14 protein-coding genes are annotated in these 18,748 nt (G+C 43.9%); 5 read left to right on the top strand and 9 right to left on the bottom strand.

Annotated elements, in window-relative coordinates; translation table 11 throughout:
• Positions 1-260: 260 nt before the first annotated feature.
• The 5 genes from CA600_RS09920 to CA600_RS09900 form a co-directional block, all read right to left on the bottom strand.
• Complete coding sequence (locus CA600_RS09920; protein ID WP_094870041.1) at positions 261-1,661, bottom strand: sensor histidine kinase; 1,401 nt, start codon at positions 1,659-1,661, stop codon at positions 261-263.
• Positions 1,645-2,292: a response regulator transcription factor gene (locus CA600_RS09915; protein ID WP_094870040.1), complete on the bottom strand. Its 648-nt coding sequence runs from the start codon at positions 2,290-2,292 to the stop codon at positions 1,645-1,647. Before CA600_RS09915 ends, CA600_RS09920 begins: the two co-directional genes overlap by 17 nt.
• Positions 2,293-2,302: 10 nt before the next feature.
• Positions 2,303-3,589, bottom strand: a complete 1,287-nt coding sequence (locus tag CA600_RS09910) for a glycoside hydrolase family 5 protein (RefSeq protein ID WP_094870039.1) — start codon at positions 3,587-3,589, stop codon at positions 2,303-2,305.
• Positions 3,590-3,698: 109 nt separating this feature from the next.
• Positions 3,699-6,029 carry a bifunctional glutamate--cysteine ligase GshA/glutathione synthetase GshB gene (gene gshAB / locus CA600_RS09905; protein ID WP_094870038.1) on the bottom strand — a complete coding sequence of 777 codons (2,331 nt, stop codon included), beginning with the start codon at positions 6,027-6,029 and terminating at the stop codon, positions 3,699-3,701.
• 18 nt (positions 6,030-6,047) lie between these two features.
• A complete protein-coding gene (locus CA600_RS09900) occupies positions 6,048-7,391 on the bottom strand; it encodes an MATE family efflux transporter (protein ID WP_094870037.1) in 1,344 nt (447 codons plus the stop codon).
• A 220-nt stretch (positions 7,392-7,611) separates the two neighbouring features.
• Here CA600_RS09900 and CA600_RS09895 point away from each other — a divergent pair, with 220 nt between their 5' ends.
• The 5 genes from CA600_RS09895 (at position 7,612) to CA600_RS09875 (ending at position 14,117) form a co-directional block, all read left to right on the top strand.
• On the top strand, positions 7,612-8,517 hold the full coding sequence (locus tag CA600_RS09895) for an ArsR/SmtB family transcription factor (RefSeq protein ID WP_179281582.1): 906 nt from the start codon (positions 7,612-7,614) through the stop codon (positions 8,515-8,517).
• A gap of 17 nt (positions 8,518-8,534) precedes the next feature.
• The gene (locus CA600_RS09890) at positions 8,535-9,809 is read left to right on the top strand and encodes an MFS transporter (RefSeq protein ID WP_094870035.1); all 1,275 of its coding nucleotides are present in this window, start codon (positions 8,535-8,537) and stop codon (positions 9,807-9,809) included.
• 218 nt (positions 9,810-10,027) lie between these two features.
• The gene (locus CA600_RS09885) at positions 10,028-12,001 is read left to right on the top strand and encodes a serine hydrolase domain-containing protein (protein WP_094870034.1); all 1,974 of its coding nucleotides are present in this window, start codon (positions 10,028-10,030) and stop codon (positions 11,999-12,001) included.
• A 59-nt stretch (positions 12,002-12,060) separates the two neighbouring features.
• The gene (locus CA600_RS09880; protein WP_094870033.1) at positions 12,061-12,738 is read left to right on the top strand and encodes a response regulator transcription factor; all 678 of its coding nucleotides are present in this window, start codon (positions 12,061-12,063) and stop codon (positions 12,736-12,738) included.
• Positions 12,735-14,117, top strand: a complete 1,383-nt coding sequence (locus tag CA600_RS09875; RefSeq protein WP_094870032.1) for a HAMP domain-containing sensor histidine kinase — start codon at positions 12,735-12,737, stop codon at positions 14,115-14,117. Before CA600_RS09880 ends, CA600_RS09875 begins: the two co-directional genes overlap by 4 nt.
• A 357-nt stretch (positions 14,118-14,474) precedes the next feature.
• On the opposite strand, the gene CA600_RS09870 is transcribed toward CA600_RS09875, so the two are convergent.
• From CA600_RS09870 to CA600_RS09855, 4 genes are read right to left on the bottom strand one after another with little or no spacing between them, the layout of a single operon-like run.
• Positions 14,475-15,203 (bottom strand): ECF transporter S component, encoded by a 729-nt coding sequence (locus CA600_RS09870; protein WP_094870031.1) that lies wholly within the window; start codon positions 15,201-15,203, stop codon positions 14,475-14,477.
• A complete protein-coding gene (locus CA600_RS09865) occupies positions 15,185-16,855 on the bottom strand; it encodes an ABC transporter ATP-binding protein (protein WP_094870030.1) in 1,671 nt (556 codons plus the stop codon). Before CA600_RS09865 ends, CA600_RS09870 begins: the two co-directional genes overlap by 19 nt.
• Complete coding sequence (locus tag CA600_RS09860) at positions 16,828-17,718, bottom strand: energy-coupling factor transporter transmembrane component T (protein ID WP_094870029.1); 891 nt, start codon at positions 17,716-17,718, stop codon at positions 16,828-16,830. The genes CA600_RS09865 and CA600_RS09860 overlap by 28 nt, the downstream gene beginning before the upstream one ends.
• Positions 17,718-18,686: a DUF4430 domain-containing protein gene (locus tag CA600_RS09855; RefSeq protein ID WP_094870028.1), complete on the bottom strand. Its 969-nt coding sequence runs from the start codon at positions 18,684-18,686 to the stop codon at positions 17,718-17,720. The genes CA600_RS09860 and CA600_RS09855 overlap by 1 nt, the downstream gene beginning before the upstream one ends.
• Positions 18,687-18,748: the final 62 nt, after the last annotated feature.

Raw genomic sequence — 18,748 nt, 5'->3', positions numbered from 1 at the left:
TTTCCTTCGGAAAGCTTTCAGGCGAACGCTCCGCTCCTACAGTTCCAAAATTCCCTCCGTTACTTTTCACCATATTTATTGGGGGAAGTCTAAAAACATTCACGATTATATGTAGAATCATGTCTCTGCCTAAGAACTGTAATTCAATTCCACTAGCGTTGCATTAAGCTTCACATCATACGAACAAAGGGAGGTTTTCCCTAATCTAATCATTTAATCGAGGTATATATTATGTTCATACGAAGATACCAAAGTACTCATCATTCTGTAATCTCAACATCAAACCAAACACTAAAACTAATATACGAGTCCTCTAATGTGGCTTCGTATTTCAGATCATTTTTAGCTAGAATCTCCGCGACGATAGACAGGCCAAGTCCAGTACCGGAGATTTCTTTATTCCGAGACTCCTCGATCACATAGAACGGGTCCCAGATATACGCTAGATGCTTCTCTTTTAGGCGCGTGGTTTTATTTGTAATGGTGAATTTCAGGGTATCGTGGCTATCATTCGCTAGCGATATTCCAAAAACATTCTCTTCCCCATATTTAATGGCATTACTAATTAAGTTGTTGAATATAATTTCTATTTGGCTGATATCCTCTTCAACGATGGATCGATTAACCGCATGGAAGTCGCTCTGTAAAATCAGATTTTTATTTTTGAGCGTAATATTATATTGTGAGATCACTTTGAGCAGAAGCTCTTTAAGATCGAATCTTTCTTTATGGACTTCGGTCTTTTGGATTTTGGACAGTTTAATTAAGTAATCCACCATATCCGACGTATATTTCACCTGCTCCAAAATGATATCCGTATACGTACCATCATCCAAATCGTCTTGAATGCCAATGGTATACGCTTGAATTAGGGATAACGGTGTCTTCACTTCATGTGAAATGCTTGAGATCAGTGTGTTTAAGCTTTGATTTTTCTGCTCCAGCTCTGCATGGGCACTTTTCAGGCGCTGGCTCATCTGGTTAATGCTTTTGGATAATTCTTCGATTTCATCCCCCGTTTTAATCGTCACCTGTTTAAATTCAAGATTGGAGATATCCTTCGCGACATCCTGTAGCTTCTCTAATGGGGTAATAATCTTTTTTGAAAAAAATGCCACTAACAGCAAGCTGATAATAATCCCCAAAAGAATGGAATAGAAGCTGAATTGATTTACGATATTTAAAGCATCGGTATTGTGCACAACCACAGTGCCGATGAGAATCAAACTGCCATCCTGCTCGTATATTTTCGTTAACAGGCTGGATTTCAATTTCCCCTGATTAAATAAAAGATTCACCGTATTTCCTTCGTTTACCTTTTGCAAAACTTTTTCTGTAATCCAAAACTTATTGAGTGCCACCTTATCTTTAAACAACGCAAATTGAATGTTCTCGTTAATTGCTGTCACGCTTCCTCTGTTCTCAACCCTCACAATCGTTACATTGTTATTGTTCTCGATCGCTGTTTCATTGTCCTTGAGCTGATCCAGACTGAGATCCTTTACTTCTTCATAAATAGCGTTAATCTTGGTTTTCATTTTATAAAGATAATAATCGGACGAGAAAAAATTGTGCAATAAATAAGATGTTCCAAACACAATCAGCAGAATGATACTTACCATAATCAATAACTTGGTGCTTATTTTATTGATTTTTATCATGGAAGCTGTACCCCATTCCCCTGTGTGTGATTACGTGGTCAGCCCCAATCTTATCGCGCAATCTCTTAATATGTGTATCCACGGTTCTTTCTTCGCCAAGGTAGTCCATCCCCCAAACGGAAGATATCAAAGCATCTCTAGACAAAATCCGGCCTTTATTCTCATAGAGGAAGGTTAGCAATTCAAATTCTTTTTTATAAAGGGACAGCTCCTCCCCCTGCTTGTACACTTTCTTCCGCTCAAAATCAATTTCTAAATCCCGTATAGCAGCCACTTTTTCGGTACCCAGCATTTTTTTGATTCTCAGCATTAAAATCCGTGGGTCGAATGGTTTTCTTATATATTCATCTGCACCGATATCTAAAGCGCTAAATTCATCGTCATGGGAAGATCGGGCGGTCAGCATCACCACTTTAGCTAAACTAACCTGCTTGATTTCATTACACACCTCAATCCCGCTTCGCTTCGGCATCATCCAATCCAATACCACAAGATCGATCTTATTCGAAAAAAAGAGCTCTAGCGCCTCCTCCCCATCTGCAGCTACCCAAACGTTATAGCCCTCTTTTTCAAAATAAGTCTTCAAGATATGGGTCATATGTTTCTCATCATCGGCAATTAGAATGTTCAATTAGCATCATTTACTCCTTTCCTTCAAGTCCTTTCTTCAATACTTCCCAAATCGGGTTATGATCTACTGCTGTTCGAGGGGGCTGTTCGCCTTTCTCTATCGCTTGCCAATATTCCCAAGTTGGGGGCTGATTGCCCAGTTCATAATCCATTCCGTCCCATGTATCCTCTCGAAAGGCATAAAAACCCCAGTGCCAGCCAAAGTCATCAAAAATCGAGATTAAATCAGCCATGTATTGATCTGCACCTTTTACTAACCGATTCGTTCCAAACTCTTCGGCAACAATCCGATATGCGGGAATATTATGTTCCTTTGCCCACTGCGCAACAGGTTCCAAAAATTCCTTTAAGGTCTCTTTATTAAATGCTTTTTCCGTTTTATTGTCTCCGACTTTTATCGTTCCAGGATATTCATAGGTTAACCCTTTTTTCTTATTCTGACTGGTTAGCTCGTAAGGCTCGTACATATGAAAAGCATACAACACATTCTCGTCTTCGATAGGTTTCAAATATTTAAAGGCCCACGGTGTAGCATACAGACCAGAATTGACGATAATAGGTGTCTTGGTATCCACAGTACGAATAGCGGTCACAATTGTCTCATATAAAAGATTTAAATCCGCAGGCGTATTCTCGACTGAGCTATACCATTCGTTGTAATCCTGAGTCCAGAAGTCATGAAATCCAGTCGCCGTCTCCGGATGTGGCTCATTAATCAAGTTATAACCGATTACCGCAGGATGATCCTTCAATCGACTTGCCAGATCCCTCCAAAATACTGCCGCTTGTTCATGATAACTGAAATCCTTCCATATCCGATCATCATTCTCATAATTGTTGAACTGCCTCCAGCGATCTCCGGGGAGACTTAAGACAGTCAGCACTACTTTGGAGCCCCGAGCCTCCGCTGCATCTAAGTCCGCTTTTAACTCGGCAAAATCCGCCTCAACCATCCCTTCATACTTATCTGCATTCCCTATTAGAAAATCTTTATCCGGGTTCGCATCCAGTTTGTCATTGAACAGGAAATCCCTGTCTTTTGCCCATTTATCTGGTGCAAGTCGAATGAATTCAATGTTTTGCTCTTTGGCAGCATCATAGTTTTCCGGTAAAGATTTTGAATTCATGAAATTGGCTCCTTTTCTCTGGTCCTCCCAGAAGGCCATCTTCTCATTCCTTTCGGTCTTCTCTTCCTTCTTCTCTTCTATCTTCAGTTCTTGATTAGCTTGCGGTGTTACAGAACTACATCCTACAACCAACAATAAGATCAACACGATAAAACCTTTAGCTTTCTTCATTCTCTCACCTCATAACCTATCGTAGTCAATCTCTGTTACAAGAGTGTCACAAGGGGTGGAAATCGTTTAAAAGCAAAAGCTCAACCAATAGTACTGGCTGAGCTTCTGTTCATTCGCCAAACAATAAATCCAATATCCGCTCATCTGCCTTTCGGTTCTTCCCTTTATAAGGATAACAGTGAATATGAATTGCTGGATTGAAATTGATCTCAATAATGCTGTAATTGGTATCGGTCGCTTCTTCCTGCATATCATCGATCATCATATCCACTCCACAAATCGTGGCCCCCGCAGCTTTAGCTGATTGAATGGCTAGTTCTTTATAGCTGTGTGGAATCTCATCTGTAAAGTCTAGGCTATCTCCACCAGTACTAATATTCGAATTCTCCCGTAAAAAAATGGTCTCATTCAATGAAGGAACATCGCTCCAAGCCAGCGCGTGATTCTTCAAGAACATCGCCTCTGCTTCGCCGATCTGAATTTTCTCAAGCGGAGTTTTGTAGCCACGACCTCTTAGCGGATCCTTATTCTTTTCGTGGACCAGCTCTTCAATCGTATGTACATCATCACCGACCACATTCGCCGGAACCCGGTGCAATACTCCGACTACTTCATCACCCATGACTAGAAAACGATATTCTTTCCCCGTCATAAATTCCTCAAGCAGTACTGTCCGATCATGCTCGAAGGCGATAGTGAAGGCTTTTTGATAGTCTTCTTTGGAGAACTCATCTGTAAAAATAGTAATGCCGAGTCCAAAATTCGTTGATTTGGGTTTGATCACAATTGGCTTATTACGATAAGTGTCATAGGCATTCATTGCCGCTTTCAAATCTCCAAAAGCCTCACCTGAGGGAACACGAATGCCTTGCTGTTTGAGAACTTCCTTCGTAACAATTTTATTCTCCATAATTAGTACCGTGCTGTAAGAATCCAGGGATGTCTTCGTAGCCTGCTTAACGTATTCTTTATGATCGCCTTTCGTAAGTACAACGAAGTTCTCTTCCCGATCGAGCAATCGAAACTTAATCCCACGTTTAACCGCCGCCTTCAGTAGAAGCTGTGTAGATAGCTCCAAATCCTCATATCCTACAAAGCGGTACCCATTCGTAAGACTTTCCTTAGCATATTGTTTGGCTTTATTCAGATGATATTTAATAAAAGAGGATTGTTGAACTTCCGACTTCACAATCCCTGCAAAGCTCTGATCTGGATTTAGAATCTTATCCTTAGCTCCGTTCAGAACGTTCGAGAACTGTTTATCCTCCGGGTTCAATTGCTCAATCATATCCTGCATCTCTTGCATACAAATTAAAGCCTTCTGCTCCATTGCCTCGCAAGAATCTCCGTTATCATGCAAACAGCCTTGAATCCCCTCCATGATCAATTGATCATGATTAAGATTCGCCAGCTTCTGATCCTCTACGCCGAACGGTTCGTCCTCTTTCAGTAGCATATACACGATAAACAGATGTATAAAAATCATCGTTTCTTTGCTAATCCCTATTTTGTAGAGGGGATTCAGATCAATAAAACGAAGCTCCAAATAGGCAACACCATCTTGCAGTAGCTCCTCTAATGGATGTTTACCTCTTGCCGTCTTCACTCTAACCGGGCTATAGAACTCTTTTACACTTAATAATTCTTCTGACTCGATCAACGCTTGTAAATCATGTACGTAGTCCGTAAGGGAATCAAAAGAAACATAGAGAGGTTTTTCATTCCTATACCCGCATTCGCTATTTCGCAGTGAATTCATATTCAGATAATAGAAGCTTTTGTCATCATCTGATTCACCACGTGCCACACATTGCTCCATATACGTCTTATCAAAAACAGGACTAGCGCCTGTTAAATAGAGTAGAAGCCAGCGGTATCGCAATAGGTTGCGGGCTATTTTTAAATAGGTAGCATCTTTGAAATCTTTATAGCTCTCTTGTGAATCTACGATATCATGAAGCTTTTTTAGAAATTGTTCATCAAAAGAGAAATTATAATGAATCCCGCTCAGCAATTGTCTTTTGCGGCCATACTTATCGGCTAACTGATGTCTATACTCGTCCTCTACCGGATTACCCATTCTGGCAATGGGAATGTCCTTATCCTTCGGTAGCATGGGAGGATTACTACTCGGCCACAGATACTCTTCATTAAGCTCTAGCGACACAATATCCTGTAGCGCCTCCAGAAAGTTATAAGTCTCTTCAATAGAATCAAAAGAGGGTGTCACCATTTCAACCTGACTCTCTGAAAAATCCGTTTGAATATAGGGGTTCTCCAGCTTGTTGCCAAAGGCTTTTGGATGTGGAGTTAGTGCAAGGTTTCCTTCTGGATCCACTCTGACGTTTTCTTTTTCTAGTCCAAATTCGCCATGAAAAATCTCCTTATTTAATTGGTTATCTCTTAGAAGCTGTATGAGTTTACGATTTAATAAAGCCATTTCACGCTCATCCTCTGCTTAGTAGTTTACCTGCTGTCTGTTCATTCTGAACAAAGATCTTCTAAACCAGAACACTAGAATAACTCCCTTGAAAACACTGCTTATCGCAATCGACATCCACACCCCATTCAAGCCAAAAGGTTCGGATAAGAGTAAGGCTAGTGGAATTCGGAGTGCAGTAAATGAAATACTAAAGATCGGTGGAATGTGGGTTTGACCCATGCCGTTAAAAGCACCTACTGTCATCAATTCCAGACACATGAATACCTGTGAGTAACCGATGATCCGCATATAATCTGCGCCCAATTCCAAACTTGTCTGGTCTGATAAAAACAATGAAAATAGCTGCTGCGGGAACGCAATAAATAGAAGCGACACGATCACGCCAAAAATGGAGGTTAAAATTAAGGCCTGACGGTACCCCTGCCCCATACGATCGAAGCGACGTGCTCCATAATTTTGACCAAAAAAGGCAGCAATAGCTCCCTGTAGTCCGCCAATGGTCATATAGGAAATGGATTCAATTTGGATTCCTACTTTTTGAACCGCAATAGCATCCGCTCCAAATCGTACAATGATCTTGGCAATGATGATCGATATGATCGTAAAGGTGACCCGTTGGATCGTTATTGGTAGCCCCATGCGGATGACTTCTTTCATTTGACGACTGTCCCACGCGGATGTGCTTGAAATGAGTTCTGACTTTCTTGTCTTCATGATAAAAAGAGCCGTAACCAAAATATTCGCCATTAATGTTGCAATAGCGGCCCCCGCTACTCCCCAGCCCTCAAAACTGCCCCAGCCAAAAATCAAAAATGGATCAAGGACAATATTAACCATAAGACCAATGGAGAAGATCTGAAACGGTTGTTTACTATTTCCCATAGCGTTTAGGAGAGTTGCGAATAACGTATTCACAATGGAAAATACCGATCCAAATATCGAAATCATTAGAAATTGTCTAGCCATCCGCTCTACTTCATCACTTCCAAGATCAAAAAAACCAATCAACTGATTCTTGGTTAATAGCACTAAACTCATATAGAGAAGTCCTAATAAAATAGACATCATAAATCCGTTTTTTATATAAGATTTAGCCTTCTCTAACTGACCGGATCCCATACAATGCGCCACCTTAATCCCTGTGCCGATCGTAACCATAGTCGATAAAGCAATCGCTAGATTAATGAAAAAACTCGCTGTACCAATCGCGGCAACCGGACCACTTCCTAACCTTCCAACCCAAATCATATCGACTAGACCATAAGTAGTAGAGATGAAATTCGTCGCAATAATCGGAAGCGTTAATTTCATTAAGGTAGGCATTATAGGACCCTGAGTCAAATCGTTTGTGTCCTTCAAGTCTATTTACACCTTCTTCATTTAAATATCAAATTCATTATATAACCGTACACTTATATAATCAATTGATTATATTTAAACATTATTTTGAGTTCGGATTTTTCGGTGAAATGGCTATTGAAAAGAACAAAGAGTTCGTTTACAATAAAACCAACAAGTAGTTCTATATTTATAGAACAATAAGGAAGTTCAGTATTTCACTGAAAGAATGGAGCAGCTCATGGATTATAAAGTAGAAGTTGATTTTGCACCCATGTATGAATGTGTTAGTAGTATGACTGCCTTTCTAAGCAAGCAGAACCATACTGCCATGGATTCCGGTAAGCTCTGGGTACGCGATGTTCAGGCAAGATTCGCACCCATGCTCCTTCGTAAAATGCAAGAGGTCGTTAAAAAACTTGATGATTTCAGTTTGGCCCCCTATATTTGGTCTTGTCCGGGCGAGCGTTCGGTAGAGGGCTTTTTGGTCTGGTTCGATGCTTTAACATCTGGAGAGCTATATGAAATTTCCGGACGTTTCGGCCAATCAGTTCCCTCCAATCTTGCGGAGCTTAGGGATACTGCTTCTGATATCCTGCGCGAATGGAACGCGGGATACTTCAGTGGAATCGACCCTAATATCATCAAAGGGCTTGAGCAGGAAGCCGAATCAAGACGCGCGATGCTAAGCGGCAATAATGACTTGGAAGTGTTTGAAGCAGCTACCGCTGGCATACGCCTTTATCCAAACGAACATCTGAAGCAGGTCATTATCATCCCGCAATATCATGCGCGTCCACTGGTTACCACCTCTATGTATGATGAATTCGTGTTCACTAGCTACTCTTGTGATGTTCTCCCTCCGGAAGCCGGACGGCCTGCTCCTGCACTACTCCGCCTTACTCGAGCATTGTCGGATGAGACCCGGCTGTATATCCTTCGTTTACTCACAGGGAAACAGCTCAATTTCACAGAAATCGTACGTGAAGTAGGACTTTCCAAAAGCACAATCCACTACCATCTTATCGCGCTGCGCGCAGCTGGGCTGGTCATTGTCCATACCCATGCTAGAAGCGCTTCGTACAGCCTACGATTAGAAGCCTTAAATGGACTGCCCCAGCAGATTGGGACGTATCTGGAGAGTTAAAAAGGAGCTACCAAGCTATGATAAAACGCAGCTATTATGGTCTTCTCTCGACCATTACTTTAAGCGCTTTTGGGGATGCCTTTGGCTTACTGGCTATGGAATGGCTCGTCTATGAGCTAACCGGTTCTAAGCTAGCGATGGGAGCACTCGCGCTCAGCTCTGGCATACCTGAGCTACTGTTGCGCTTGCTCGGTTCACCGTTGTCTGATCGGCTGCACCGGGTCCGTTTTATGGCCTGCTTGGCAGCCATTCGCTTGCTGGCTATAGCCCTCCCACTTGGCATGGGATTAGCGGGTCAGCTGCAGCTGTGGCATCTGTTTGTCGCTGCCGGACTAAGCGGTGCCTGCGCCGCACTGTTCATGCCAACAGCGATGGCTGTTATTCCCGGCGTTGCTGACAGCCGGAAGCTGGTGCGGGCTTTTGCTATCATTGATGGCAGTAAAAGCGCAGCAGTGTTACTGGGACCTGCCTTAGCTGGAGCGTTGACCGCTGCCAGTGGAGCGCTGCCAGCCCTTAGCATCAACATGTTATGTTACGTAGCCGCCATAACTACCCTGCTATGTTTACAAAATCTACCAAAACCTTCTCCAGCCCCAGGTCGTTTCTCCATCACTATTTACGTTCGCGAGATAGCCGAGGGCTTTACCTTCTATAAACAATTTCCTGCAATGCTTACGATTATGATCATGGCCTCCATCAGTAATTTAAGCTCAATTGCCGTCTGGACGATGATGGTGCCTTTTGTACGCGAAGTGCTCCACCGCGATGCGGCAACGATGGGCACGCTAAGTACGGTTTTAGCGCTGGGAACCTTAGTCGGGCTAAGTGTGATTTCCATGATCGGGGAGATAAAAAAAAGGCGGTTTGTCATGCTTGGCAGTCTGGGGACCATAGGTTTAGTGACTACCTTATGGGGGTTATTCCCTAATTTTTCTTTTGCTCTCGCCGCCGTATTTGCTACTGGAGCGTTAGCTCCCTTCTTCGGTTCCTTAAGCTCGTCACTCCATGGACGTCTAGTTCCGAGCAATCTGCAAGGAAGGGTTAATTCTATTCGCTTTCTGATCGGTGGCGGCTTGCAGCCTTTTGGTGCTTTTGCCGGTGGTGCGATTGCCGAGCATTATGGGGTACCTGTGCTTTTTATAATCGCCGGACTGCTTCCAATGCTCTGTGCTAGCGCAGCCTTGCTACTCCCCGGACTCAAAGCACTGGATGGGGACCTTTCCACCCTTGAGTCCACCCATAGGCGACCCGTTGTGGAAGTTCCGTCACAAGGAGTTGTAGCTGAACGATAAGTGGGGATATGTAGAAGAGTTCCCTGATTCTAATAGAAAACTACCGCTGTTTATTTTAATTTTTTCACAATAGACTACCCTCTGTCGTTAAAGGCGGCGGATGGCAGTCTGTTTTTTTATAGTCTTGTTAACGTTCCATTCACACTACTCTGATAATCTCTATAAGCGTTAGGTGGATGATCATCCAAGCCCAATAATTGATGATGCGGAGGATAATAATGTTAACATCTATAAAAAAAAGACTGATCGCTGTTCTAACCCTATTGGCTGTGATTAGTGCCGGATTAGGAGCAAGTCTGGTGTTGCCCGGAAAACAGGCATCGGCCGAGACCAAGACGGATCAAACCGTGCTACCTATAGCTCAGACTGAAGCACCCGCCAATCTTGATGATACCGCTAGTCTGACTACCTTCGTTGATGGCATTATGGAAAAAGATATGAATCGGCTGCAAATTCCGGGAGCGGTCATCTCGATCGTAAAGGATAACAAAATTATTTTGGCCAAAGGTTATGGCAGTTCCAATCTGGAAGAAGAGGCACCGGTTGATCCGACAACCAGCATGTTTCGAATCGCTTCGACGACAAAGCTATTCACCTGGACAGCGGTAATGCAATTGGTCGAGCAAGGTAAAATTAATCTGGACACGGATATTAATACCTACCTGAAATCAGTAAAGATCCCTGCTACTTATCCTGAGCCGATTACTATGCGCCATTTGATGACACATACAGCAGGGTTCGAAGAAGGTGGAGTTGGTTATCAAATCACTACAGACCCTGCCAAATTGCCGGGGTCAATCTCGGAAACACTCAATAAGCATATGTTATCACGAGTAAGACCACCCGGACAGATAAGTTCTTATTCGAACTACGGTGCTACACTCGCAGGTCTAATTGTAGAGGAAGTTAGCGGTGTTCCTTACAATGATTATATAAAGAAATATATTTTTGATCCGCTCGACATGAAATATTCGACTGTAGTAGAACCTTTGCCGGAGTCATTCATGCCCAACAAAGTTGTCGGGTACAACAGCGAGAACGGTAGTTTTATTCCAGGCACACCTACCTTCGAGGGAGGGTTTCGTCCTGCCGGCTCGGGTACAGTATCAGCAGTAGATATGGCACATTTCATGATCGCCCATCTGCAGAACGGCAACTATGGTGACCAGCAGATTCTGAGACCCGAGACGGCAGAACTAATGCATTCAACGGCGTTTCAATTTGATAAACGTCTGCCGGGAGTGGATCTTGGGTTCGCAGAGAAACAAATCAATGGGCTCACGCTGATCACTCATGGTGGTTCTGACCCCATGTTTAATACGGGATTGTATCTTGTGCCTGCCAAGCATGTAGGCATCTTTGTATCCTACAGCGGCGGTGAGGGCGGTGATTCCGCATCAGACCTCATCCAAGCCTTTTTCAACCGCTACTACCCTGCTCCTGATGGGAGTCAGCCTGAATTCATCGCTTCTGATGAATCTATTCAGAAATTCGCAGGATCCTATCAATTTACCCGCAGAAACATCAGTGATATTGATAAGTTTTTCAATTTTTTCGCTCAGCTGAATGTCTCGGTTGAGGATAATAAGCTATCCTTGGGAAGTGGTAGTGAACAACAATTGTACAGAGAAGTCGGTCCGAATATGTTCCAACTCGAGGGAGGTGCCGAACAAATTGCCTTCCGCACGAATGAGTCCGGTAAGGTTACACATATGATCTTAGGGATGGTACCAGATATGCCGCTGGAGCGTACGCCTCTCTTGGATCAGAATAAATTTTGGCTTATCGTACTAGGGTTCTCTGGGTTTATTTTTATCACTGCATTGCTCGGACTAATCTTTTCCAGACGCAAGATCAAGGCGATGACGCCACCGGAAAAATGGGCCATCCGACTGTCTACGGGAACTGCTGGTTGGGCGCTGCTATCTTTCGTCACGATATTCATGGTGGTTATGTCCATGGACACGATGCAGAAGTACAGCGGTATCAGTCTTTCGCTTTCTCTCAGTTTAGTTATGCCAATCATTTTGGTGGGTCTGACTTTAGCTCTGTTAATCTCGGCTATACTGGTTTGGAAGAATAAGTACTGGACAGCTTTCAAGCGGGTGCATTATACGTTAGTGACTCTTTCTGCTGTGGCAATGACTCTGTTCTTCTACTATTGGAATCTGTTGGGTTGGCAGTTCGGATAACACCATTACTTGCTAAGAACAATTCAGATATAATGAAAGCTTAATAGAGGAGGAAAATCGTGGCTACTATACTTATCGCTGATGATGATGATAACATCCGAAAGCTAATGTCTTTATTTTTGCGAAAAGAAGGTTTTGAACTCAAAGAAGCCAGGGATGGTACCAAAGCTCTGTCCATTATACAGAATTCGCGTGTCGATCTCGTCATTCTAGATATTATGATGCCAGGACTTAATGGTTGGGATCTGTGCAGAGAAATCAGGCGCTGGGATGCCAACATCCCCCTCCTCATGGTGACAGCTAAAGCGGAATCCGTACACAAAGTGAAAGGTTTTCAGCTTGGTACGGATGACTATCTAACAAAACCATTTGATCCGCTTGAACTGGTAATGCGAGTAAAAGCTTTGCTTAAACGCTCGCTGGTCGTTACTTCCCAGTCTGTGCAGTTGGGCAATGTGGTTCTCAACCGCCGAACTTTTCAGGTCACGCGTGGTGAAGAACCAGTCACAATTCCTTTGAAGGAATTTGAGCTGCTGTTTCTGCTGGCCAGCCATCCTGGGCAAATCTTCACAAGAGAACAGTTGATCCTTCAGGTCTGGGGATTAAATTATGAAGGAGACGGCCGGACTGTAGATGTGCACATAAGTCGGTTGAGGGAGAAATTCAGCGGCAAGGGCGAGCAATTTCAAATCGAAACGGCCCGCGGTCTGGGATACCGGCTGATCCTTACGCCATGATCAAGACGTTGTATGTACGAGTCATTCTCACGTTTCTAGGCATCATTATCTTTAGTCTAATCTGTTCCTTTTTCATTGGTTTGTATGTCTTTCAGAAACAAATAACTTATGAGGGACAGAATGAAATGATCGTAGTAGGAAAAGAGATCATTCACCGCTATGATGACGCCAAACCTAAAGATACGGACGAGTTCCTGAATAGTATGGTTAAGGTATCTGCATACCCTATCCACCTGTACAATCATGCCGGGGAACATACCTTTTATGGGCTCAAGGGTAGTCCAGCTGTCATGGTCCCCCCCGATGCTGTCAAACAAGTCCTACAAGGAAAGCTCTACCGATCCTCCGCGGACGATAAGGATATTTTTATCGGGATGCCCTTTATGTTGGACGGGGAGTGGCGTGCGATGTTCTTGCAGTATTCTGCTGAGAACGAAAATATCGTCAATCGAATGATGCTATTTGTGCTTTTGCTCGTGCTTTTACTGGGTAGTGTATGTATTCTTATTGCCGCCAGATATTTGGTGGAGCCGATCAAAGCACTGACGAATGCGACCAAAAGGCTGGGCAAGGGTGATTTCGAGGTGGAGCTTAAAGTGAACCGAATAGATGAAATCGGGGAATTGACACAGAGCTATGTGGAGATGGCAAGGGAGCTGAAGCAGTTGGAACAGATGAGGCAGGATTTCGTATCCAACGTTTCTCATGAAATCCAGACACCGCTTACGTCCATTTCCGGCTTTGCCAAGGCGCTACTGAACCATGATTTAATCGTGGAGGAGGAACGCAGCGAGTATCTTGATATCATCATTGCGGAGAGTGAGCGCCTATCAAGGCTAAGTGATAATTTACTGAAGCTCGCTTCCCTGGATTCTGAACATCATCCCTTCAACGCAAGTCCCTTCAATCTTGACGAGCAGATTAGAACCATCGTTGTGACCTGTGAGCCCCAATGGTCAGCCAAAGGCATTGTTATCGACCTTGAACTGCCGGAAGCGATCAAGATTAAGGGTGATGAAGATCAACTGAAGCAAGTATGGATGAATTTGCTCAGCAACAGCATCAAATTCACACCGGAAGGCGGGAATATTCGCATCAGTATAGATAGTCGTGCAGCAGAAGTATCCGTCACCATCAGCGATAATGGAATCGGGATGTCCCCGGAAGAGTTCAAGGCTGTATTCCAAAGATTTTATAAAATAGACAAATCGCGGAACGGAAACAACAATGGCAATGGCCTCGGACTTGCGATCGTTAAAAAAATCGTCTCTCTGCATCAGGGAAGGATAGAGATAGATGGTGCGGTTGGAGAAGGAACGACGATTATCGTTAGTTTACCTGTCTCTCCGTCTGCTCCCAGCCGAAAGAGCCAAGAATAGCAACCCAAACGAGGCTCAATAAGCTAACATCTTTTAAATATCATAGAATCAAAAAACAGGCGATACCGGTAGACCGGAGCATCGCCTGTTTTTTTAAGGTTAGATCTAGGAGCATCGCTACTAGATCTGCAGCTGATTGTAATATCTAATAGTGGCCAAAGCTCCAGCCACTAGGTACTGCCGCCCCCCTTCGGCTAAAAACCGAAGGGGGGGTTCTTTGAGCCTTCCTTCGGTTTTGGGTTTGTGTTTTGGGGTTCGCGCTGATGGCAGCGGAGAGAACGGACTGATTGTGGAAAAGCGGAGCGTCCGCCAGCGCAATGCGCAGCACTTAAAACGCCAAATGCCCAATTCCAAAACCTAAGGCTCAATCAACCCATACTTCGTTTTTATCCGATCCAACTTTTCAATCATAGGGTTAGCAATGAAAAAGAGGAACACCACCGTCGAGATGGCATGCACCATATCAAACCAAAAGGCGGAAATATAAGTTGTCATCAAAGCCGACCATGAGAACTCAGACGTGAACATCATCAGCGAACCTATATTGATAATGCCGCCATATACCAAGAACGTCGCTAGCCCTCCGAATATACAGAGAGACAGTTTGGTCTTTTTAAGCAGACCTTTCTTGAAGAAAATGCCCGCCAGGAAGCCAATGATGCCAAAACAAAACATTTGCCAAGGCGTCCATGGTCCCTGCCCAAAAAAGAAATTGGAGACAAAGCCCGCAACAGCACCGACCAGAAATCCTGCCTCAGCTCCCAAACTCACCCCTGCGATGATGACAATGGCAACAACCGGCTTAAACTGCGGCAACATGAAAAAGGCTGCGCGACCAGCAACAGCAATGGCTGCTAACACCGCTATGACGATGAGTTCCCTCGCCTGAGGCTTCCGATTCTCGAACACTAGCGCAAACGGAATCATCGTATAGAGGACGATCAATAGGCTGATAAAGTAATATTTGCGATCGTCTAGGACAAAAATACCTAACAAAATTGTAGCTGGAATAACTATAAAGATTAGCAGTGCTGCTAATAAAGTTCGACGACTCAAACGACGACCCGTTACCTGCTTCGTTGACATAAATCAATCACACCCTCTATCGTAACTCCCTCGCTCCATACATGACGCGCCATCCGATTGGCGGCAGTCGTATAGAAGCTGTTTCCCGCAAAAAACTTCTGGGCTTCATTCGTAGTGATGATGCTTCCATCAAAAAACATCGCGCAGACCTCGGCGTACTTGGCACAAAATTCAACGTCATGCGAAACCATTACGATGGTAACACCTTCGGCATTAAGCTTCTGTAGAAATAAAGCTAATTTCTCTTTAAAAGGTCCATCCAGTCCCTTAGTCGGTTCATCCAGCAGCAGAATCTTCGGTTCTAACAAAAGCACTTTAGCCAGCGCCGCACGTTGCTGTTCTCCCCCGCTAAGATCATACGGATGCATCGAAAGAAGATGTTCCAGTTCTGCGAACTTAACCACGGCCTCAACTTTAGCCACCTTTTCTTCCTTCGTTAAAGGAAGCTGAGATAACATTTCGTATAAATCTAGTTCGACTGTTTTTTTCACAAATAACGTTTGCGGATTTTGCGGAAGGATGCCCAGATGGTTAGTAAACAATTCTTTGGCATTTATTTTCGCCGGGTTTTTCCCGCCGATTAGAACCTTCCCTCGATAGGGCTGAAGGATGCCGCTCATAAGTGACAGCGTCGATGTCTTCCCCGTTCCATTCCCACCAACAATGCAATAGAACTGCCCTTGCTTTACTTCAAACGACAAATCTTTGATGATATCCGGTCCATTTTTATCATATTTAAACCATACATCCTTGAACTTTATGACTACAGGGCCGTCCACTTTCGAGCTTGACTGAGCTACTACCATCGTTGCAGGTGTCTTATCCTCTAGAAAAGCATCCAGCCATTGGCGTCCTTCCTTCACTGTAACAGGCCATGCTAAGTCATTCTCTACGCCTGCGTAAATTTGCATGGGTGAGGGCATGGACAGAAACATTGGATGGTTCAGCTTGCTTAAAGCTTCGCCTACCTTTTGCGGGGTATCATCTGCAATCACAACGCCCTCATTCAGCACAATCAGCCGATCTGTGAGCGGAAGAACATCCTCTAGACGATGCTCGGTCATGATAACGGTGGTTCCAAGCTCGCGATTAATCTTTTTGACCGTCTCCAAAAAATCGGAAGCTGCAATAGGATCTAGCTGAGAGGTAGGCTCATCAAGGATTAGAACCGAAGGATGCATAGCCATAATCGCTGCTAAATTGAGTAGCTGCTTCTGGCCACCCGATAGCTCAGTCACACTTTTATGGAACCAGGTCTGAATTCCGAAAAAGCTCGCCATCTCAGCCACGCGCAAACGAATCGTAGAATTGTCATAACCTAAGCTTTCAAGACCAAAGGCCAACTCATGCCACACCTTGTCTGTCACAATTTGATTGTCCGGACTCTGGAGTACGTAACCGATTTCCGCTGCCTGTGTCCGTTGATCGATCTCCTCTACAGGTTGCCCCTTATAATAAATCACCCCTTGACGTTTGCCATGTGGGGTTAGGATTGTTTTCAGTTGTCTTAGTAAGGTACTTTTGCCGCAGCCTGACTTTCCACAAACAGTAATAAAGTCTCCGCTTGCAATCGTAAGATTAACATTCGAAAGAGCCATCTGCTCTTGTTCAGGAAAAGCAAAGCTTAGTTCTTCGATTCGATAGATTTCCATTTCATTGCCTCCACCATATTGATGAGCACAGGGATCATACATAGCGCAAAATAAGCGATATATACAAGGATACTAAAAGGTGTAATTGCGCTCGCTTTAATCGACGGATAATATCTCATCGTGTTCTCACCCATCGCTGCACCGACAGCTACTATCGCAATTAAGCCTGTCATGATCAAGAGGGCTACTTTGTCCCGGACATCTAAACGGAAGATCGAAAAGCTTGTACGTCCAGGCAATCCATATCCTCTTGACTTCATGGAATCCGCCGTCTCAATCGCATTTTCCAGGGCCCAGGTAGTCATTATCGATAGGATCGTTATCCCATTTTGCGCTCGCGCGAGGAGATTTCCCTGCGTGACATCCCGGCCTATACATTTTTGAGCATTCGAAATCACCTTGATTTGCGCTAAATATCTAGGAACAAAACGAAGCACCATCGAAAAAATCAACGACAGTGCCGGCAGTATTTTTCCGAATATATAAATAAACTTATCAGAGGTCATCACGGCGTTATAACAGGAGAACCATATGATTACCGTCACAAACATGCACGCCGCTGCTACGCCATAAAGAATCGATTCCTTCGTAACGGGGTTTCCATTGTTTAAATAGAACAAGATCGTTACCCCTTGATGATTAAAAACAGGGTTCATAATCGCCATAAATAGTAGAAAAGGAACCATGTACAGCAGATTAAATCGAACGGCTTTCTTTCCTTTTAACATAAAGGAGTAAACCACTGCACTGATCAGGGCAATCACCTGAAATATGGGATGCATGAACACCATGCTAAATAACAACACAACTACAAAATAAAGAAAATTCACAAACGGATGAAAGGTAGAAAAGCTATCCTTCATTATTTCTGTGCTCCTCCTGTGGCTACATAACCACCTACATCTCGACCTAGATCACAAGTGTATACCCATTCAACGACATCGCCATCCTTAAGCACATAACGACTACTGCCGTAGTTAGGGAACCAGCCATTTACTTTGTACATCCATCCACTAAGCTCTCCAGCATCAAATTCATAAAGATTATTTATGCCTTCAATATAATTACTGTTATAGATCGGAGTCATACTGAATTCCATATGGATTTTATTCTTCTTCATCTCTCTTAGCAAAACATCAAACACAGACTCCCCTTCATAAAAGGTTACCTTCTGCGCTTTATAAATGATACCATCTGCCGGTAATACTTCAAGCTTATCCTCGTTGAAAATGTTCATATTATCTAAAATGGTAGCCGCCGAGACGGACAAGGTAGCCGTTAATTGCTTCTTCTTATCTACTGTTGCATTTTGCCATTCCACTGGCTTAGGTTTCCCGCTCGGTACTGGATCCGTAAGAAATTTATCCTTTTTCGGTTCCTGCTTGGCTTCTGTTGCCGCTACTTTTGAATCCGGTTTGGTTACTGGTTTTGCCGTCGCTTTCGTTTCCGGAACGGACGTTTTAGCCGCTTTCGGTGTTGCGGTCGGCTGTGCCTGTGTATCCGGTTTAGGTGTTGCGGTCGGCTTTTCAACCTCTGTACCCGCAGTTTCGGTTGGCGTTACCTCTTCAGTTGGCTTTACCGTTTCAATGGGCTTAGCTGTTTCACCTGGCGTAGCTGTAGGAGCTATCTCCGTTGTCTCGGCATCACTTGAGGCTGTAGGCTCTACTTCAACATTCTGATTGGAAGCCGTATTGGCTGATTCTACAACTTGAGACCCAACATTGTTACTCGCAACCTTGTTCGGGCTCTTCTGATAATTCCCGCCCCAAAAGAACGCAATCACCAACACACCAATAATTAGTATCGCTGTTAGCCATTTTTTCTTGTTCATTTCTTAAGTTCCCCACCTTAAATAATAAGCAAGGGTATACACGCTACCCTTGCTTATCTCTT

The organism is Paenibacillus sp. VTT E-133280 (assembly GCF_002264385.1).
GTDB lineage: Bacteria > Bacillota > Bacilli > Paenibacillales > Paenibacillaceae > Paenibacillus_AQ > Paenibacillus_AQ nitricinens.
This window is presented reverse-complemented; position numbering and strand designations above follow the sequence as displayed.

Bases quoted from the DNA above. Each gene is read 5' to 3' on its own strand.
- CA600_RS09885 (WP_094870034.1), top strand. From the start codon at position 10,028: ATGTTAACATCTATAAAAAAAAGACTGATCGCTGTTCTAACCCTATTG.
- CA600_RS09875 (WP_094870032.1), top strand. From the start codon at position 12,735: ATGATCAAGACGTTGTATGTACGAGTCATTCTCACGTTTCTAGGCATC.
- CA600_RS09870 (WP_094870031.1), bottom strand. From the start codon at position 15,203: ATGTCAACGAAGCAGGTAACGGGTCGTCGTTTGAGTCGTCGAACTTTA.
- CA600_RS09865 (WP_094870030.1), bottom strand. From the start codon at position 16,855: ATGGAAATCTATCGAATCGAAGAACTAAGCTTTGCTTTTCCTGAACAA.
- gshAB (WP_094870038.1), bottom strand. From the start codon at position 6,029: ATGGCTTTATTAAATCGTAAACTCATACAGCTTCTAAGAGATAACCAA.
- CA600_RS09855 (WP_094870028.1), bottom strand. From the start codon at position 18,686: ATGAACAAGAAAAAATGGCTAACAGCGATACTAATTATTGGTGTGTTG.
- CA600_RS09890 (WP_094870035.1), top strand. From the start codon at position 8,535: ATGATAAAACGCAGCTATTATGGTCTTCTCTCGACCATTACTTTAAGC.
- CA600_RS09910 (WP_094870039.1), bottom strand. From the start codon at position 3,589: ATGAAGAAAGCTAAAGGTTTTATCGTGTTGATCTTATTGTTGGTTGTA.
- CA600_RS09920 (WP_094870041.1), bottom strand. From the start codon at position 1,661: ATGATAAAAATCAATAAAATAAGCACCAAGTTATTGATTATGGTAAGT.
- CA600_RS09895 (WP_179281582.1), top strand. From the start codon at position 7,612: ATGGATTATAAAGTAGAAGTTGATTTTGCACCCATGTATGAATGTGTT.
- CA600_RS09860 (WP_094870029.1), bottom strand. From the start codon at position 17,718: ATGAAGGATAGCTTTTCTACCTTTCATCCGTTTGTGAATTTTCTTTAT.